This is a genomic window from Streptomyces griseochromogenes (assembly GCF_001542625.1).
Taxonomy (GTDB): Bacteria; Actinomycetota; Actinomycetes; order Streptomycetales; family Streptomycetaceae; genus Streptomyces; species Streptomyces griseochromogenes.
The window spans coordinates 7,897,063-7,914,068 of the sequence record NZ_CP016279.1; the positions used below are offsets into that span (position 1 = coordinate 7,897,063).

16 protein-coding genes are annotated in these 17,006 nt (G+C 70.8%); 2 read left to right on the plus strand and 14 right to left on the minus strand.

Going from position 1 to position 17,006, the window contains the following annotated elements:
- Positions 1-178 precede the first annotated feature (178 nt).
- From AVL59_RS34060 to pgsA, 14 genes are all read right to left on the minus strand, one after another.
- Positions 179-718 (minus strand): adenine phosphoribosyltransferase, encoded by a 540-nt coding sequence (locus AVL59_RS34060; protein WP_067312472.1) that lies wholly within the window; start codon positions 716-718, stop codon positions 179-181.
- Complete coding sequence (gene secF, locus AVL59_RS34065) at positions 715-1,824, minus strand: protein translocase subunit SecF (protein ID WP_067312475.1); 1,110 nt, start codon at positions 1,822-1,824, stop codon at positions 715-717. The genes AVL59_RS34060 and secF overlap by 4 nt, the downstream gene beginning before the upstream one ends.
- A 3-nt stretch (positions 1,825-1,827) precedes the next feature.
- A complete protein-coding gene (secD, locus tag AVL59_RS34070) occupies positions 1,828-3,618 on the minus strand; it encodes a protein translocase subunit SecD (protein WP_208870488.1) in 1,791 nt (596 codons plus the stop codon).
- 141 nt (positions 3,619-3,759) lie between these two features.
- On the minus strand, positions 3,760-4,263 hold the full coding sequence (yajC, locus tag AVL59_RS34075) for a preprotein translocase subunit YajC (RefSeq protein ID WP_067312478.1): 504 nt from the start codon (positions 4,261-4,263) through the stop codon (positions 3,760-3,762).
- Between the two features lie 176 nt (positions 4,264-4,439).
- Complete coding sequence (ruvB, locus tag AVL59_RS34080; protein ID WP_067312481.1) at positions 4,440-5,534, minus strand: Holliday junction branch migration DNA helicase RuvB; 1,095 nt, start codon at positions 5,532-5,534, stop codon at positions 4,440-4,442.
- A gap of 26 nt (positions 5,535-5,560) precedes the next feature.
- Positions 5,561-6,169: a Holliday junction branch migration protein RuvA gene (gene ruvA / locus AVL59_RS34085; protein ID WP_067312484.1), complete on the minus strand. Its 609-nt coding sequence runs from the start codon at positions 6,167-6,169 to the stop codon at positions 5,561-5,563.
- Positions 6,166-6,705, minus strand: coding sequence for a crossover junction endodeoxyribonuclease RuvC (gene ruvC / locus AVL59_RS34090; RefSeq protein WP_067312485.1), 540 nt, complete (start codon positions 6,703-6,705; stop codon positions 6,166-6,168). Before ruvC ends, ruvA begins: the two co-directional genes overlap by 4 nt.
- Before the next feature lie 141 nt (positions 6,706-6,846).
- Positions 6,847-7,599, minus strand: a complete 753-nt coding sequence (locus AVL59_RS34095; RefSeq protein ID WP_067312487.1) for a YebC/PmpR family DNA-binding transcriptional regulator — start codon at positions 7,597-7,599, stop codon at positions 6,847-6,849.
- A 49-nt stretch (positions 7,600-7,648) separates the two neighbouring features.
- Entirely contained in the window at positions 7,649-8,254 is a 606-nt protein-coding gene (gene pdxT / locus AVL59_RS34100) for a pyridoxal 5'-phosphate synthase glutaminase subunit PdxT (RefSeq protein WP_067312488.1), read from the minus strand.
- Positions 8,255-8,267: 13 nt separating this feature from the next.
- A complete protein-coding gene (pdxS, locus tag AVL59_RS34105) occupies positions 8,268-9,173 on the minus strand; it encodes a pyridoxal 5'-phosphate synthase lyase subunit PdxS (RefSeq protein ID WP_030644670.1) in 906 nt (301 codons plus the stop codon).
- Positions 9,174-9,287: 114 nt separating this feature from the next.
- Positions 9,288-9,830, minus strand: coding sequence for a LemA family protein (locus AVL59_RS34110; protein WP_067312490.1), 543 nt, complete (start codon positions 9,828-9,830; stop codon positions 9,288-9,290).
- A 60-nt stretch (positions 9,831-9,890) separates the two neighbouring features.
- Positions 9,891-11,051 (minus strand): glycosyltransferase family 4 protein, encoded by a 1,161-nt coding sequence (locus AVL59_RS34115; RefSeq protein ID WP_067312491.1) that lies wholly within the window; start codon positions 11,049-11,051, stop codon positions 9,891-9,893.
- Entirely contained in the window at positions 11,048-11,956 is a 909-nt protein-coding gene (locus AVL59_RS34120; protein WP_067312492.1) for a phosphatidylinositol mannoside acyltransferase, read from the minus strand. The genes AVL59_RS34115 and AVL59_RS34120 overlap by 4 nt, the downstream gene beginning before the upstream one ends.
- Positions 11,953-12,681, minus strand: coding sequence for a phosphatidylinositol phosphate synthase (pgsA, locus tag AVL59_RS34125; RefSeq protein ID WP_067312493.1), 729 nt, complete (start codon positions 12,679-12,681; stop codon positions 11,953-11,955). The genes AVL59_RS34120 and pgsA overlap by 4 nt, the downstream gene beginning before the upstream one ends.
- Before the next feature lie 228 nt (positions 12,682-12,909).
- On the opposite strand from pgsA, the gene AVL59_RS34130 reads away from it, so the two are divergent.
- Positions 12,910-15,108 carry an elongation factor G-like protein EF-G2 gene (locus AVL59_RS34130; protein WP_067312495.1) on the plus strand — a complete coding sequence of 733 codons (2,199 nt, stop codon included), beginning with the start codon at positions 12,910-12,912 and terminating at the stop codon, positions 15,106-15,108.
- Between the two features lie 214 nt (positions 15,109-15,322).
- The gene (locus tag AVL59_RS34135) at positions 15,323-16,975 is read left to right on the plus strand and encodes a hypothetical protein (RefSeq protein WP_067312497.1); all 1,653 of its coding nucleotides are present in this window, start codon (positions 15,323-15,325) and stop codon (positions 16,973-16,975) included.
- Positions 16,976-17,006 lie beyond the last annotated feature (31 nt).

Genomic DNA, 17,006 nt, shown 5'->3' on the forward strand with positions numbered 1-17,006 from the left:
TGGCGTGGATGCCGAGGAGGTGTCGCCGGGGCGGAAGGTGCGGACGCCGACGGTGGTGGGGCCCCGCGGGGGCCACCCGCGGTCGGCGACGAGAGCCGCACGGGTGGTGCGGGTGGGAAAAACGAAGCGGCCGAAGGCGAAGCCGAGGTCGCTCGGTCCGCCAACGGCCGCACCATGCTCAGATCTGGAGCAACGCCTCCAGCGGCGCCCCGCCCAGCGCCGGGTCAAGACGCCCGCGCCCACCCAGGAAGCCCAGCTCCATGAGAACCGCGAGCCCCGAAACCTCGGCACCGGCCCGCTGGATGAGCTGGATCGCGGCCTCGGCGGTGCCCCCCGTGGCGAGCACGTCGTCCACGATCAGCACCCGGTCCCCGGAGGACAGATCCTCCGCGTGCACCTCGATCTCCGCCGAGCCGTACTCCAGGTCGTACGCCTGCCGAAGCGTCGCCCCCGGCAGCTTGCCCGCCTTGCGGACCGGAATGAACCCGAGGCCCGCCCGGACCGCGACCGGCGCGCCCAGGATGAAGCCCCGGGCCTCCAGGCCGACGACCTTGGTCGCGCCGGAGTTCGCGGCGATCTCGGCCAGCGCGTCCGTGAGGGCCGTGAAGGCCGCCGGGTCCGCCAGCAGCGGAGTGATGTCCTTGAACATCACCCCCGGCTCCGGGTAATCGGCCACATCACGGATGCGGCTGAGCAGCAGTTCCTTGATCTCGGTCATCGCCGCTTCCCCGAGGGTCGGCCGCGGCCCCGGCTGCGGGACGCGGGCTGGTTGCGCGGACCCACCACGGCGGGAGCGGCGTCACTCGGATCGTCGCCCGCGGTGGTCCGTGCCTCCACCAGGTCCTCCCCGGCCGCGGCCTGCGCACGCTTGGCCAGGACCCGCTTCCTGAGCGCCTTCATCGCCGGCTCGCGCTCCTTGAGGTCGGCGACGAGCGGCGTGGCGATGAAGATCGAGGAGTACGCACCGGCGGCGAGGCCGACGAACAGCGACAGCGAGATGTCGTTCAGCGTGCCGGCCCCGAGGAAGCCACCGCCGATGAACAGCAAGCCCGCCACCGGCAGCAGGGCGACCACGGTGGTGTTGATCGAGCGGACCAGGGTGCCGTTGATCGACTGGTTGGCGATGTCGCTGTAGGTGAAGCGGGTCTGCTTGGTGATGTCCTTCGTCTGCTCCTTGAGGCTGTCGAAGACGACGACCGTGTCGTAGAGCGAGTAACCGAGGATCGTCAGCAGGCCGATGACCGTACCGGGCGTGACCTCGAAGCCGACGAGGGCGTAGATACCGGTCGTGATGGTGATGTCGTGGATCAGCGCGACGAGCGCCGCGATGGCCATGCGCCACTCGAAGGCGATCGCCAGGTAGATCACCACGAGCACCATGAAGATCGCCAGGCCCTCCCAGGCCTTGTTGGCGATCTGCTCGCCCCAGCTCGGGCCGACCAGGTCGGCGTTGAGCTTCTCCGGGTTGATGTTCAGATCCTTGGCCAGCGTCTGCCTGATCTGGTCGGACTTGTCGGTTTCGATGCCGGCGATCTGGATGCGCAGGCTGCCGTTGCCGAGCTTCTGCACGACCGCCTCGTGGCCCGAGGCGTCCTTGGCGTATCCCTCGGCCGTGGCCACGGAGGTGCTCATGTGCGTCGGGGTCGTGAAGACCGCTCCGCCCTGGAACTCGATGCCCCAGTTCAGGCCGCGCACCGCCAGGCCGAGGATGGCCGTGATGGTGATCAGGATCGAGACGCCGTACCAGATCTTGCGCTTGCCGACGAAGTCGTAGCTGATCTCACCACGGTGCAGTCGGGCGCCGAGGCTGCCGAGTTTCGACATCGCTCACGCTTCCTTCGGGTCGACAGAGCCGGCGGCGGGACCGGCGGGACGGCGGGTACGGCGCAGCGGCGGCTTGGCACCCAGGCTCTTCGGGTCGAGTCCGGACCACTTGTGGCCGTTCGCGAAGAACGCGCGGCGGGCGAGGAGCGTCATCAGCGGCTTGGTGAAGAAGAAGACGACGACCACGTCGAGCACGGTGGTCAGGCCGAGCGTGAACGCGAAGCCCTGCACCTTGCCGACGGTCACGATGAACAGCACGGCGGCGGCGAGGAACGACACGAAGTCGGAGACCAGGATGGTGCGCCGGGCACGCGGCCAGGCCCGCTCGACGGCGGGGCGCAGCGAGCGGCCCTCGCGGATCTCGTCCCTTATGCGCTCGAAGTACACGATGAACGAGTCCGCGGTGATACCGATGGCCACGATCGCACCGCAGACGGCCGGCAGGTTCAGCGCGAAGTGGATGGCCGGGCCGAGCAGCGACATGATCACGTAGGTGAGGATCGCGGAGACCAGCAGGGAGGCCATCGCGACGATCGACAGGCCGCGGTAGTAGGCGATCAGGTAGATCACGACCAGGGCGAGGCCGATCGCGCCGGCGAGCAGACCGGCGTGCAGCTGCTCACCGCCGAGCGCGGCGGTCACCGTGGTGACGGTGTCCTCCTTGAAGGACAGCGGCAGGGCACCGTACGACAGCATGTTGGCGAGGCTCTGCGCCTCCTGCTGGGTGAAGCGGCCGGAGATCTCCGCCTGGCCGCCGGTGATGGCGTTCTGCACGAACGGGCTGGAGACGACCTGGCCGTCGAGGACGATGCCGAACTCGTTCTGCGGGGTCTGGTTCTTGGCCAGCTGGCCGGTGATGTCCCCGAACTTCTTCGACCCGCTGGAGGTGAAGGTCATCTGGACCTGCCAGCCGGAGGCGCCCTGGGTGTCGAAGACCGCCTGGGCCTTCTTCACCTCGGTGCCGTCCACGGCGGCCGGGCCGAGGACGTACTTGTACCAGACCTTGTTGATCTCACCACAGGCCACGGTGGGCTCGCCGGGCTTGGCGTTGGTGCCGGCCTTGGCGCGCTGGTCGGGCTTGGTGCAGTTCAGGGCGGCGTACTGGGCCTGCAGCTTGCCGGCCTCGGCGCCGGCGCCGGAGGACGAGGCGGACGGGCTCGGGGAGGACGAGCCACTCGGGGAGGGGGAGCCGCTCGGCGAGCCGGAGGACGACGGCGTGGCGTCGGCCTTCAGACCGTCGGTGACGGCGCGGCCCTGCGAGGTGGCCGTGGCCGTCGGGGACGCGGAGGAGGACGAGGAGGCCTTCTGGTTGCCGGAGGCGCTGCTCGACGGGCTCGGCGAGCCGCTGCCGCTGGAGGAGGCGCTCGGTGAGGGGCTCGGCGCGGCGGCGCCGCTGGGCTCGCTGGCGAGGACCGGGCGGAAGTACAGCTTGGCGGTGGTGCCGACCTGCTGCTGGGCTTCCTTAGAGTTGGTGCCCTTGGGGATGTTCACGATGATGTGGTCGTTCCCCTGGGTCTGCACCTCCGCCTCGGAGACGCCCAGGCCATTGACACGGCGGTTCATGATGTCGACCGCGGTGTCCATGTTGGCCTTGTTGATCGCGGACCCCTGGTCGGCCTTCGCCTTGAGCGTGATGCTCGTACCACCGGCGAGGTCGATGCCGAGACGCGGAGTGGTGTTCCCGGAGGCGAACATTCCCCCGGCGAGCGCCACGATGGCGATCAGGATGAGGGCCAGCGAGCGCCCTGGCTTGCTCTGGGCACTCGCGCTCCGGCCCTTCTTAGGTGCTGCCACCTTCTCGTACTCCCTCTCGGGCCGCCCCGCGCCCGGTCGGCGCGGTCGGCCATGACATGGTGTCGGGCTCCCGTTGGCGAAACAGAGGCGCCCGGGGTACGCGGGGCGCGATCAGGTCGCACCGCGCACCCCGGGACGTGACTACTTCGCGTCGGAGTCGCCGTCGGTCTTCTTCGGCTCTTCGTCCGCCTTGGCCTCGGCGGCCTCGGCCGCGTCGGCCTTGTCCTCCTCGGCGTCCTTCTTACCAAGGTCGACTGCCTTGTCGTCGGAAGCGGCGGCAGCGGCGGCAGGCTCGTCGGTCGCGTCGGACTCGGTGAGGGAGGAGGCGTCGTCCGGGACGACGTCGGACTTCAGGTCGTGCTCGATGCCGTGGACGATGCGGTTGTACTCGTCGTCGCTGAGGACGGCGCCGATCGCGTTCTTGGCGAAGAGAAGATCGACGCCCGGTCCGGCGTCGAGGAGGACCGTGTCCTCGTTGACCTCCTTGACCGTCGCGTACATCCCCCCGATGGTGCGGACACCGGATCCGGGCTGCATCTCGTTCCGCATGGAGGCGGCCTGCTGCTGCTTCTTCTTGGCCGAGCGTGTCATCAGGAACATGGCCGCGATGAGCACGATGAAGGGGAGAAGGGTAAAGGCATTCACGGGACGGAATTTCCTTCGCGCGACCGCGCGGTGAGCGGCCTGATGGATGGGGGTTGGTCGGCGCCACCCACAAGGGCGGCATCGGCGGAGTCTAAGCGAGTCCGCGTGCATGGAACAACGCTCAGCATGGCACCTGGGTTCCTGCGTTCGCCAATGCCCTCGCCGTCACGGAGCCGTCACGCCCCGAACAGGTCCTGTTGTCCGTTTCCCCCGGCTGACGTGCGCGGCGGGGTCAGACCGAGATGTGCCCATGCCGCGGGAGTGGCGACCCGGCCACGCGGGGTACGGGCGAGCAGGCCCTCCCGGACCAGGAACGGTTCGGCCACTTCCTCGACGGTCTCCCGCTCCTCCCCCACCGCGACGGCGAGCGTGGACAGGCCGACCGGGCCGCCGCCGAACAGCTTCAGCAGCGCCTGAAGCACCGCCCGGTCGAGACGGTCGAGGCCGCGCGCGTCGACCTCGTAGACCGCGAGGGCTGCCGCGGCGATCTCCCGGGTGATGAAGCCGTCCGCCTTGACCTGCGCATAGTCGCGCACGCGGCGCAGCAGGCGGTTGGCGATGCGGGGCGTGCCGCGGGAGCGGCCGGCGATCTCGGCGGCGCCGTCCGGGTCGATCTCGACGTCGAGCAGGCTCGCCGAGCGGTGCACGACCCGCTCCAGCTCGGCGGGCTCGTAGAACTCCATGTGCCCGGTGAAGCCGAAGCGGTCGCGCAGCGGGGGCGGCAGCAGGCCCGCGCGCGTGGTGGCGCCGACCAGGGTGAACGGGGGCAGCTCCAGGGGGATGGCGGTGGCGCCGGGGCCCTTGCCGACGATCACGTCGACGCGGAAGTCCTCCATGGCCATGTACAGCATCTCCTCGGCGGGCCGGGACATGCGGTGGATCTCGTCCAGGAAGAGGACCTCTCCCTCCTGAAGAGAGGAGAGGATCGCGGCGAGGTCGCCGGCGTGCTGGATGGCGGGGCCGGAGGTGATGCGGATGGGGGCGCCCATCTCGGCGGCGATGATCATCGACAGGGTGGTCTTGCCGAGGCCGGGCGCGCCCGAGAGCAGCACGTGGTCGGCGGTCGCACCCCGCGCGCGTGCGGCGCGCAGGACGAGGTCGAGCTGTTCGCGGACCTTCTCCTGGCCGATGAACTCGCCGAGGTCCTTGGGCCGCAGGGCGGCCTCGACAGCCTGGTCCTCCCCGTCGGCGGCAGCGCCCACCAGCCGCTCCGCGGCGGGGCCGACGAGCCGTTCCTCGGCGGAGGCGTCGGTCGTGTCGTCCCAGTTCACTCGAGATCTCCTAGCGGGGGCGCAGGTCAGCGGGCGCGGTTGAGGGTCTGCAGGGCGGCCTTGAGCAGCGGGCCCACCTGGGGCGTGCCGCCCGCGGCCTCGGCCTGCGGGGCGACGGCGGCGACGGCCTCCTCGGCCTCCCGGGTCGCGTAGCCGAGCCCGATGAGGGCCGCGTGCAGCTGGTCGCGCCAGCCCTGGGTCACCGGGGCGCCGACCGCGGGGGCCGCGCCGGTGGGGGCGCCGAGCCGGTCCTTCAGCTCCAGCAGCAGCTTCTGAGCACCCTTCTTGCCGATGCCGGGGACGGCGGTGAGGGCCTTCTCGTCACCGGTGGCGACGGCACGCCGCAGCGCGTCCGGGGTGTGCACGGCGAGCATGGCCTGGGCCAGGCGCGGGCCGACGCCGCTCGCGGTCTGCAGCAGCACGAAGACCTGGCGCTCGTCGTCGTCGGCGAAGCCGTACAGGGTCAGCGAGTCCTCGCGTACGACCAGGGAGGTGTGCAGCTTGGCGGGCCGGCCGACGCGGAGCGTCGACAGCGTGCCCGGCGTGCACTGGACGGCCATGCCGACGCCGCCGACCTCGACGACGGCCGCGTCGGGGGCGAGGGCGGCGACCGGTCCGCTGACGAAGGCGATCATGCCGTGCGGCCTTTCGTTGCGTTGACGGTGTGCAGGGCGACGGCCTGCTGGAGCCGGTTCTGGGCGGGGGCGCGCCAGATGTGGCAGATGGCGAGGGCGAGGGCGTCGGCGGCATCGGCGGGCTTGGGCGGTGCGGCGAGCCGGAGCAGCCGGGTGACCATGGCGCCGACCTGGGCCTTGTCCGCGCGGCCGCTGCCGGTTACGGCGGCCTTGACCTCGCTGGGGGTGTGCAGGGCGACCGGGATGCCGCGCCGGGCGGCGCACAGCATCGCAACCGCGCTGACCTGTGCGGTGCCCATCACCGTGCGCACATTGTGCTGGCTGAAGACGCGCTCAACGGCGACGACCTCGGGCCGGTGCTCGTCCAGCCACTCCTCGATGCCCTCTTCGGCGGCGAGCAGGCGCAGGCTCAGGTCGGCGTCCACGGGTGTCCGTACGACACCGACGCCGAGCATGGTCAGCGGCCGGCCCGCGATCCCCTCGACGACGCCGATGCCACACCGCGTCAGTCCGGGGTCCACCCCCAGTACGCGCACCGCGCCCCTCCCCTCTGTGAGCTCCGGACGACTGTGATCTCCCGGATGACGCCAGGCTAACGGCTGCCACCGACAACGACGGCGGGCCGGTGGGATGTGTCCCACCGGCCCGTCGGAGAACCTGCCGTGCCCGCGGCAGCGTTACGCGTCGACCTTCTCCATGATCTCGTCGCTGACGTCGAAGTTGGCGAAGACGTTCTGCACATCGTCGCTGTCCTCGAGCGCGTCGATCAGCTTGAAGATCTTCTTGGCGCCCTCCTCGTCCAGCTCGACCTGGACGGACGGCACGAAGCTGGAGTCGGCGGAGTCGTAGTCGATGCCGGCCTCCTGGAGGGCGGTGCGGACCGCGACCAGGTCGGTGGCCTCGCTGATGACCTCGAAGGTCTCGCCGAGGTCGTTGACCTCCTCGGCACCGGCGTCCAGGACGGCACCGAGGACGTCGTCCTCGGACAGCTCGCCCTTGGGGACGATGACGACACCCTTGCGGCTGAACATGTACGACACCGAGCCCGGGTCGGCCATGTTGCCGCCGTTGCGGGTCATGGCGACACGGACGTCGGAGGCGGCGCGGTTGCGGTTGTCGGTGAGGCACTCGATGAGCACCGCGACACCGTTCGGGCCGTAGCCCTCGTACATGATCGTCTCGTAGTCGGCGCCACCGGCCTCGAGACCGCCGCCGCGCTTGACCGCGGAGTCGATGTTCTTGTTCGGGACCGACTGCTTCTTGGCCTTCTGGATGGCGTCGTAGAGCGTCGGGTTACCGTCGATGTCGACGCCGCCCATGCGCGCCGCGACCTCGATGTTCTTGATCAGCTTCGCGAAGAGCTTGCCGCGCTTGGCATCGATCACGGCCTTCTTGTGCTTCGTCGTAGCCCATTTAGAGTGGCCGGACATCTGCCTGTCTCCTTCGCGTAACCCATCTCTGCAACGAACTCCAGAGATCCTACAAGGACTCCGGTGTCCGGTTGGCGCGCACCATGTCGACGAACAGGGCGTGCACGCGGTGGTCGCCGGTCAGTTCCGGGTGGAACGACGTGGCGAGCGCGTTGCCCTGACGGACCGCGACGATGTGGCCGTCGTGCTCGGCGAGCACCTCCGCCTCGGCCCCCACGGACTCGACCCACGGGGCGCGGATGAAGACGCCCTCTACAGGATCGCCCTCGACTCCCTTGACGTCGACCGACGCCTCGAACGACTCGTTCTGCCGCCCGAAGGCGTTGCGGCGCACGATCATGTCGATGCCGCCGATGGTCTCCTGGCCCGAGCGCGGGTCGAGGATCTTGTCGGCGAGCATGATCATGCCCGCGCAGGTGCCGTAGACGGGCATGCCGCCGCGTACGCGCGCGCGGAGGGGTTCCATCACTCCGAAGAGGACGGCCAGCTTGGAGATGGTGGTGGACTCGCCGCCGGGCAGGACGAGGCCGTCCACCTCGGCGAGTTCCTCGGGGCGCCGCACCGGCCTGGCCACGGCGTCGGCCGCGGCCAGGGCGATGAGGTGCTCCCGTACGTCGCCCTGGAGGGCCAGGACGCCAATGACGGGGGTGTTCATGTGTTCCGGTGCCTTACCAGCCGCGGTTCGCGTAGCGCTCGGCCTCGGGGAGGGTGTCGCAGTTGATGCCGACCATGGCCTCGCCCAGGTTGCGGGACGCGTCCGCGATGATCTTCGGGTCGTCGTAGAAGGTGGTGGCCTTCACGATGGCGGCGGCGCGCTTGGCCGGGTCGCCGGACTTGAAGATGCCGGAGCCGACGAAGACGCCCTCGGCGCCGAGCTGGCGCATGAGCGCGGCGTCGGCCGGGGTGGCCACGCCACCGGCGGAGAAGAGGACCACCGGGAGCTTGCCCAGCTCGGCGACCTCCTTGACCAGCTCGTACGGGGCGCGCAGCTCCTTGGCGGCGGCGTACAGCTCGTGGTTGTCGAAGCCGCGCAGCCTGGCGATCTCGTTCTTGATCTGGCGCAGGTGGCGGACCGCCTCGACGACGTTGCCGGTGCCGGCCTCGCCCTTGGAGCGGATCATGGCCGCGCCCTCGGCGATGCGGCGCAGGGCCTCGCCCAGGTTGGTGGCACCGCAGACGAAGGGGGTGGTGAAGGCCCACTTGTCGGAGTGGTTGACCTCGTCGGCGGGGGTGAGGACCTCGGACTCGTCGATGTAGTCCACGCCGAGGGACTGCAGGACCTGGGCCTCGACGAAGTGGCCGATGCGGGACTTCGCCATGACCGGGATGGAGACGGCGTCGATGATGCCCTCGATCATGTCCGGGTCGGACATGCGGGCCACGCCGCCGTCCTTGCGGATGTCGGCCGGGACCCGCTCCAGGGCCATGACCGCGACGGCGCCCGCGTCCTCGGCGATCTTCGCCTGCTCCGGCGTGACGACGTCCATGATCACGCCGCCCTTGAGCTGCTCGGCCATGCCGCGCTTCACGCGCGCGGTGCCGGTCTCGGGAGCCTGGTTCTCGATGGTGGACACGGGTGACCTCACTGAAGTGAAAGAGGGTTTCTGCTCCGATGAGCAAACGTGAGTGGACCAGGCCACAGCAAGGGCCAATGGCAACCCGGTGGATCCTTTTGGTCCACTGAGTGTTCAGGCGGCCCGCTCCACCAGGGCCGCGGGCGGCTCGTCGTCCATCTCGAAGGCCAGCGGGAACGGGGCGTGGCCGGCCAGCCGGAACCAGCGCACCTTGCGGTGCTCCCGGAGCCTGCGGGCGGCCCCCACGGCGTCGTTGTGGAAGCGGCGGGCCATCGGCACCCGGCGGACCGCCTCGGCCAGCTCACGGGCCGCCGCCTCGCCGCCCGGGGCCTCGCGCACGGCCTCGACTTGCTGCGGGTCCTCGAAGACCGCCCGCAGGGCCTGGCTCAGCTCGCTCTCCGCCACCTCCCGCTGCTCCTCCTCGGCCTGCCGTGCGGCGTGCGCCGCCTCGTAGAGCACGATCGAGGCGGCCGGGTCCAGCACGCCCGAGGTCGCCAGCTCCTGCGCCACGGAGGCCCGTCGCAGCAGCTGCGCGTCGAGAGCGGCCCGCGCCGCGTCCATCCGCACGTGCAGCCGGTCCAGCCGTCCGGCCGTCCAGCTCAGGTACAGGCCGACGGCGACGAGCGCGACAAAGATCCAGATGAGGGTTGCGGTCACGGGCGAAGGCTATCGGGGCGGCGCGGCCCGGCTCGAAGCCGCGGGCAACGCCGGTGCGTATCAGTCCCGGGCCAGCCCGAACCGCGCCCTGAGGCCCGACCGCTCGTCCGTGGCCACCGCGGCCGTACCGGTCGTGACCGTCTCGTACACGGACAGGATGTCGGCGCCGACCGTCGACCAGTCGAAGCGCCGCACATGGGCGCTGCCCCGCTCCCGCAGTTCGGCGCGGCGCTCCGGGTCCGCCAGCAGGCGCAGGGCCGCCTCGGCGAGCGCGTCCGCGTTCTCGTTGGCGAAGACCTCGCCGGCCGCGCCCTGGTCGAGGACCTGGACGAAGGCGTCCAGGTCGGAGGCGAGCACGGGGGCGCCCGCCGACATGGCCTCGACGAGGATGATGCCGAAGCTCTCGCCGCCGGTGTTGGGCGCGATGTACAGGTCGACGCTGCGCAGGAAGCGCGCCTTGTCCTCGTCGCTGATCATGCCGAGGAACTCGACGCGGGAGCGCAGCTCCTTCGGCAGTTCCTCGACGGCCGCCTCCTCGTCGCCCCGTCCCGCGACCAGCAGGCGCGTGTGCGGGCGGGCGGCGAAGATCTTCGGCAGTGCCTTCATCAGGACCGGCAGGCCCTTGCGGGGCTCGTCGATGCGGCCGATGAAGCCGATCGTGTCGCCCTGCCACTGCGGATGGGGTTCGGCCTTGGCGAAGAAGTCGACGTCGACGCCGTTGGGGATGACCACCGCGTCGCCGCCCAGGTGCTCGACCAGGGTGCGTCGGGCGTACTCGCTGACCGCGATCCGCGCGCTGATCTTCTCCAGGGCCGCCTGCAGGATCGCGTACGCGGCGATCATCGCGCGCGAGCGGGGGTTGGAGGTGTGGAAGGTGGCCACGATGGGGCCCTGGGCCGCCCAGCAGGTCAGCAGGCCGAGGGACGGGGACGTGGGCTCGTGGATGTGGACCACGTCGAACGCGCCCTCGTGCAGCCAGCGCCGTACCCGCGCGGCCGACAGGAAGCCGAAGTTCAGCCGGGCCACCGAGCCGTTGTAGGGCACCGGGACCGCGCGGCCGGCCGAGACGACGTAGGACGGCAGCGGGGTGTCGTCGTCGGCGGGGGCGAGGACGGAGACCTCGTGGCCGAGGCGGATGAAGTACTCGGCGAGGTCACGGATGTGGAACTGGACGCCACCGGGCACGTCCCAGGAGTACGGGCAGACGATCCCGATTCTCACGAGGGTCCCTTCGCGGGGTCGAGGTCGGCGAGCCACAGGCGCTGGAGCATGTGCCAGTCCTCGGGATGGTCGGCGATCCCGGAGGCGAAGGTGTCGGCCAGTGCCTGTGTCATCACAGACGTCCTCTCGGCCCGGGTACCTGACTCCGGTACCTCGATCGGAGCATGCACCTGCCCCCGCATGACCGGTGAGTCGTCGTACCAGAGCGTGACGGGCAGCAGCAGGGCGCCGGTCTGCTGGGCCAGCAGGGCCGGGCCCGCCGGCATCCGGGTCCGCTCGCCGAAGAAGTCGACCTCGATGCCGGAGGCGGACAGGTCGCGGTCGGCGACCAGGCAGACCAGGCCGCCGTCGCGCAGCCGCCGGGCCAGGGTGCCGAAGGCGGAGCCGCCGCTGTGCGGCAGGACCTCCATGCCGAGGCTCTCGCGGTAGGCGACGAAGCGGTCGTAGAGCGTCTCGGGCCTGAGCCGCTCGGCGACCGTGGTGAACGGCGTCTCCAGCTTGGTGGTGACCCAGGCGCCGGCCAGGTCGTAGTTGGCCATGTGCGGCAGTGCGAGGATCACGCCGCGCGGGGAGGCGATGCCGTCGGTCAGGTGGTGCGCGTCCTTGCACTCGAAGCCCGTCCTGACGCGCTCGGCGCTCCAGGCGGGCAGCCGGAAGGACTCCATCCAGTAGCGCAGATACGAGCGCATGCCCGCGCGGGAGAGCTCGGCGAGGCGCTCGGGCGTGGCGCCCGGCACCACGCGCGCGTAGTTCGCCTCCAGGCGCAGCACGCCCTTGCCGCGGCGCTTCCACGCGAGGTCGGCGATGGTCTGCCCGAGCCGGACCGCGGCGGGTTCCGGAAGCTTCTTGACGGTGCTCCAGCCGAGCCCGTACAGCCCGTCGGTGAGCCGTTCGGCGGTGCTCACTTCGCCGCCTCGCTCCCCTGGGACGCGTCGTGGCGAGCGGCCGCCTCGGCCTCGGCGGACTCGCGCCGGACGGTGACGACCCGCTGGATCAGCGTGACGAGGCTGCCGACGGCGACGATCCACAGGGCGATCGGCAGCAGCCACTGGATGCCCGGTACACCGAATGTGTGCAGGCCCGCGAGACCGGCCGCGACCAGCGAGATCACCAGGCGCTCGGCACGTTCGACGAGCCCGTTGACGGCGACCGGAAGCCCGATCGACTCGCCGCGCGCCTTCGTGTACGACACCACCTGGCCGCTGGCCAGGCAGAAGATCGAGACGGCACACAGGGCGTTGTTGTCGCCGTTGCCCGCGTACCAGAGGGCGAAGCCGCCGAAGATCGCGCCGTCGGCGACCCGGTCCAGGGTGGAGTCCAGGAAGGCGCCCCAGCGGCTGGTGCGGCCCAGCTGGCGGGCCATGTTGCCGTCGACCAGGTCGGAGAAGACGAACAGCGTGATCACGACCGTGCCCCAGAAGAACTCGCCCCGGGGGTAGAAGACCAGCGCACCGGCGACCACACCGGCCGTGCCGATGAGCGTGACCGTGTCCGGGCTGACCCCCCGCCGGATGAGAAACGCGGCGAACGGTGTGAGGACACGCGTGAAAAATGCACGCGCGTACTTGTTCAGCATGGCCTTCCCGACGGTCGGTTTCGCCGCGGCCCTGGTGGCCGCCGGCTGGCCCATCGTAGCCACGCGCGCGTGTGCGTGACGGGCGGGCACCCGCAGCCCGTCCCCGATCCGGTGCACACCCCCTCGCACGGGGCGCGCGTGGCGCGATCGGCGTCCGTCGTATGGACGCAACGTGACGGGAGTGGAAAGCTCGAAGGACCGCGGGCGTCGCCGGAGCCGCCATCGCACGCGGATCCGCGTGTCCGCGCCCCAGTGACCTCACCGTGCACGGGAGGCAGGATCATGGGCGAAAAGACACAGACACACCCTGGGGCCGCCGGCAGGGCAGTGGCGGCCGACCACCCCGCGTCCGTACGGAATGTGGTGCTGGTCGGCCACTCCGGTTCGGGCAAGACGACATTGGTGGAGGCCCTCGCGCTGACCGCGGGGGCCGTGAACCGGGCGGGCCGGGTGGAGGACGGCGGCACGGTCTCCGACTACGACGACATCGAGCACCGGCAGCAACGCTCGGTACAGCTCTCCCTGGCGCCGGTGGAATGGGACGGCATCAAGGTCAACATCCTCGACACCCCCGGATACGCCGACTTCGTCGGAGAACTCAGGGCCGGTCTGCGCGCGGCGGACGCGGCCCTCTTCGTCGTCTCGGCCTCGGACGGGGTGGACGGCTCGACCCGCATGGTGTGGGAGGAGTGCCAGGCCGTCGGCATGCCCCGCGCGATCGTGATCACACACCTGGAGGCCGCGCGCGCGGACTTCGAGGAGATGACCCGGGTGTGCGCCGAGGCCTTCGGCGCCGACGACCCCGACGCCGTGCTGCCGCTCTATCTGCCGCTGCGCGGGCCGGAGGGCCCCGACGGGCACGCGCCCGTGACGGGTCTGGTCGGGCTGCTGTCGCAGAAGCTGTTCGACTACTCCCCCGGGGAGCGCAAGGAGTCCGAACCCGGCCCCGACCAGCTGCCGGACATCGACGAGGCCCGCAACCGGCTCATCGAGGGGATCATCGCCGAGAGCGAGGACGAGACCCTCATGGACCGCTATCTGGGCGGCGAGAAGGTCGATGTGAAGACGCTGATCGAGGACCTGGAGCGAGCCGTCGCGCGCGGCACGTTCTTCCCCGTTCTGGCGGCCGCCCCCGCCGCGGAAGGCGCCAGACAGGGCCTCGGCACGGTGGAGCTGCTGGAGCTGATCACCGGCGGGTTCCCGACCCCCTTCGAGCACCCCATGCCCGGGGTCACCACGATCGACGGCAAGCCGCGTGAGCTGAAGGCGTGCGACACGAGCGGGCCGCTGGTCGCCGAGGTCGTCAAGACGGCCTCCGACCCCTACGTCGGCCGTATCTCGCTCGTCCGCGTCTTCTCCGGCACGCTGCGCCCCGACGAGACGGTGCACGTGTCGGGGCACGGCCTGGCCGACCGCGGGCACGAGGATCACGACGTCGACGAGCGGATCGGCGCGCTGTCCATGCCCTTCGGCAAGCAGCAGCGCCCGGTGACGCACGCCGTCGCGGGCGACCTGGTGTGCGTGGCCAAGCTGGGCCGCGCCGAGACCGGTGACACGCTCTCGCCCAAGGACGACCCGCTGCTGATGGAGCCCTGGCAGATGCCGGACCCGCTGCTGCCGCTGGCCATCCAGGCGCACAGCAAGGCCGACGAGGACAAGCTCTCCCAGGGGCTCTCCCGCCTGGTCGCCGAGGACCCGACCATGCGTCTGGAGCAGAACCAGGACACCCACCAGGTGGTTCTGTGGTGCCTGGGCGAGGCTCACGCGGACGTCGCCCTGGAGCGGCTGCGCAGCCGGTACGGCGTCCAGGTCGACGTCGTCCCGCACAAGGTCTCCCTCCGGGAGACGTTCGCCGACAAGGCGGCCGGGCGCGGCCGGCACGTCAAGCAGTCCGGCGGGCACGGGCAGTACGCCATCTGCGAGATCGAGGTGGAGCCGCTGCCGGGCGGCTCGGGCATCGAGTTCGTGGACAAGGTGGTGGGCGGCGCCGTACCGCGCCAGTTCATCCCGTCCGTGGAGAAGGGTGTACGGGCACAGGCCGCGAAGGGAGTCGTGGCCGGCTATCCGCTCGTGGACGTGCGGATCACGCTGCTGGACGGCAAGGCGCACTCGGTGGACTCCTCCGACGCCGCCTTCCAGACGGCGGGCGCACTCGCCCTGCGCGAGGCCGCGGCCGAGACACGGATCCATCTGCTGGAACCGGTGGCCGAGGTGTCCGTGCTGGTCGCCGACGACTACGTGGGCGCGGTGATGAGTGACCTGTCGAGCCGGCGCGGCCGGGTGCTCGGCACCGAACAGGTGGGCTCGGGACGAACCCTGGTCCGCGCCGAGGTGCCCGAGTTCGAGATCGGCCGCTATGCGATCGACCTGCGCTCCCTGTCCCACGGCACCGCCCGGTTCAGCCGCGCGTACGCGCGGCACGAGCCGATGCCGCCGCAGATCGCCGAGCGGATCCGCGAACAGGCGGGCGAGACGCCGTAGCGACCGCCGGCGGGCAACTCTGTGTGTCGGCGGGCGGCTTCGGCCGTCCGCCGACGGAGTGTCAGTGGCTGCGGATACGCTGATCACCTGATCACGTCGTGCCGAAGTCGTGCGGTACTGGCGTGGTATCGGCGCGTCGGCCTGGCCAACAGGTGTGCGGAGCGCGGAAGTCGGGAAGGCCGTCGGAGCGAGACCGGCGGCGAGGGGGGCGGGAATGTCGGTGGGAACGGAGTGGGACGGGCCGCAGGTGCCCGTCTCCGGCGGCGAGGGCCAGGCGGCGACCTTCGCGCTGGCCTCGGCGGCCTACCGGGACAACGTGATCGACGAGATCAAGAAGGCCGACAACGAGTGGCACCAGTCGACGGTCAAGCCGGGCCGCAAGTGGGCCACGATCTTCCGGCCCAACCTCGGCGAGGCCTACTCCCGGGCCGTGGTCGACCGCATGCTCGCCCCCGGCCGCAAACCGCTCATCCAGTCCTTCGGGGCCGAGCCCGCGGTCGTCGTGGAGCACTGCCTGGCGGCGAACAACATCCGCCGGGACCGCGACAACCGGCTGTCCCTGCTCATGGTGGCGTGCGGCCTGATCTTCCTGCCGGGACTCCTCGGCTGGCTGATCGTCTTCCAGCTGCGCAAGTTCGTCGCCAAGCGTGACGTGAAACAGGCCGGGTTTCTGGGCGGCGCCCTGCTGTACGGGGTCGGTCTGCTGGCCGCGCTCTTCCTGTTGAAGATGCCGTTCCACGGATTCTGGCCCTGGTATGCGCGGGCGGCGGTGGTCGCCCCGGTGCTGGGGTGGTTGCTGGCCAAGCGGATCTGCGAGCGGACCGCGAAGGACCTGCGGGCGCGCTGGGACGGTCTGCTCTCGGGCAGCAGTGTCGGTGCGAAGGTCCCCGAGGCCGTGCCGCGCAGCCCGGGCGAGACCGCCGCCGAGCAGCTGCGACAGTCGCTGGCCCGGCTCAGCGCCGAGCAGCAGTCCAACTCGGTCTTCTACGCCGGCCCCAAGGGCATACTCGGCATGGGCACCCGCTGGGGTTCCTGGCAGCTCGCCGAGGACCTGGTGCCGGCCGATCCGACCCGCGAGATCCACCCCTTCCGCAGCTGGGACGTCGTGCGCGCGATCCACGACCAGCTGCGCATGCTGGAGCGCGGCCCGCTGAACACCGGCGGCTTCCCCCGGCCGTCGATACGCCACTGGATCGTCACGCCGATCGGCGAGAAGGCCGGGGCGGTGTCCCGGCCCGAGGGCACGGACGTCGAGGCGTTCCAGGTCAAGCCGCACGCCATACAGGACATCTGCAACAAGCAGCAGTTCGGCAGCGGTGACCGGCACTATCTGGGCGTGCAGTGGACGCTGTGGGACGGGCAGCTGATCATCACCATGCTGATCACGGTGACCGTGCTGCACGAGACGCTGCGCATCGAGGTGACCGGGCACGCCCTGGGACCGGTGAACCCGCTGTTCAACGCGAAGCCGGAAGCGCCGACCAAGGAGGTCACCAAGTCGCTGAAGCCCTGGGAGACCCGCACGGTCAAGCTTCCGCTGGTGCCGACCGACGAGGTGGTACGGCTCGCCGCGCGCGCTCCGCTGACCTGGTACCCGCCGCTGCTGAACTGGCTGGGCGGCTCCCTCGCCCTGCCCGAGCCGTTCGGCCTGCGGCATGCCTGGGCCGATCAGCCCTGGCGGCACCGCTTCATGGCCGACGACGCGCTGCGCGCGGCCACACCGGTGCTGAGGGTGGTGCACTCGGCGGCTCTGCGGGTCCTGGGGGAGAACGGCGTCAACACGGAGAAGTTCGGCAACCGCTCCTCCGTGCTGAGCGGGCTGGTGCAGGATCCGACGCCCAGGAAGGCGGACCTCTACGACGCGTAGATCTGGGGGCTCTCGCCCCCAGGCCCCGCCT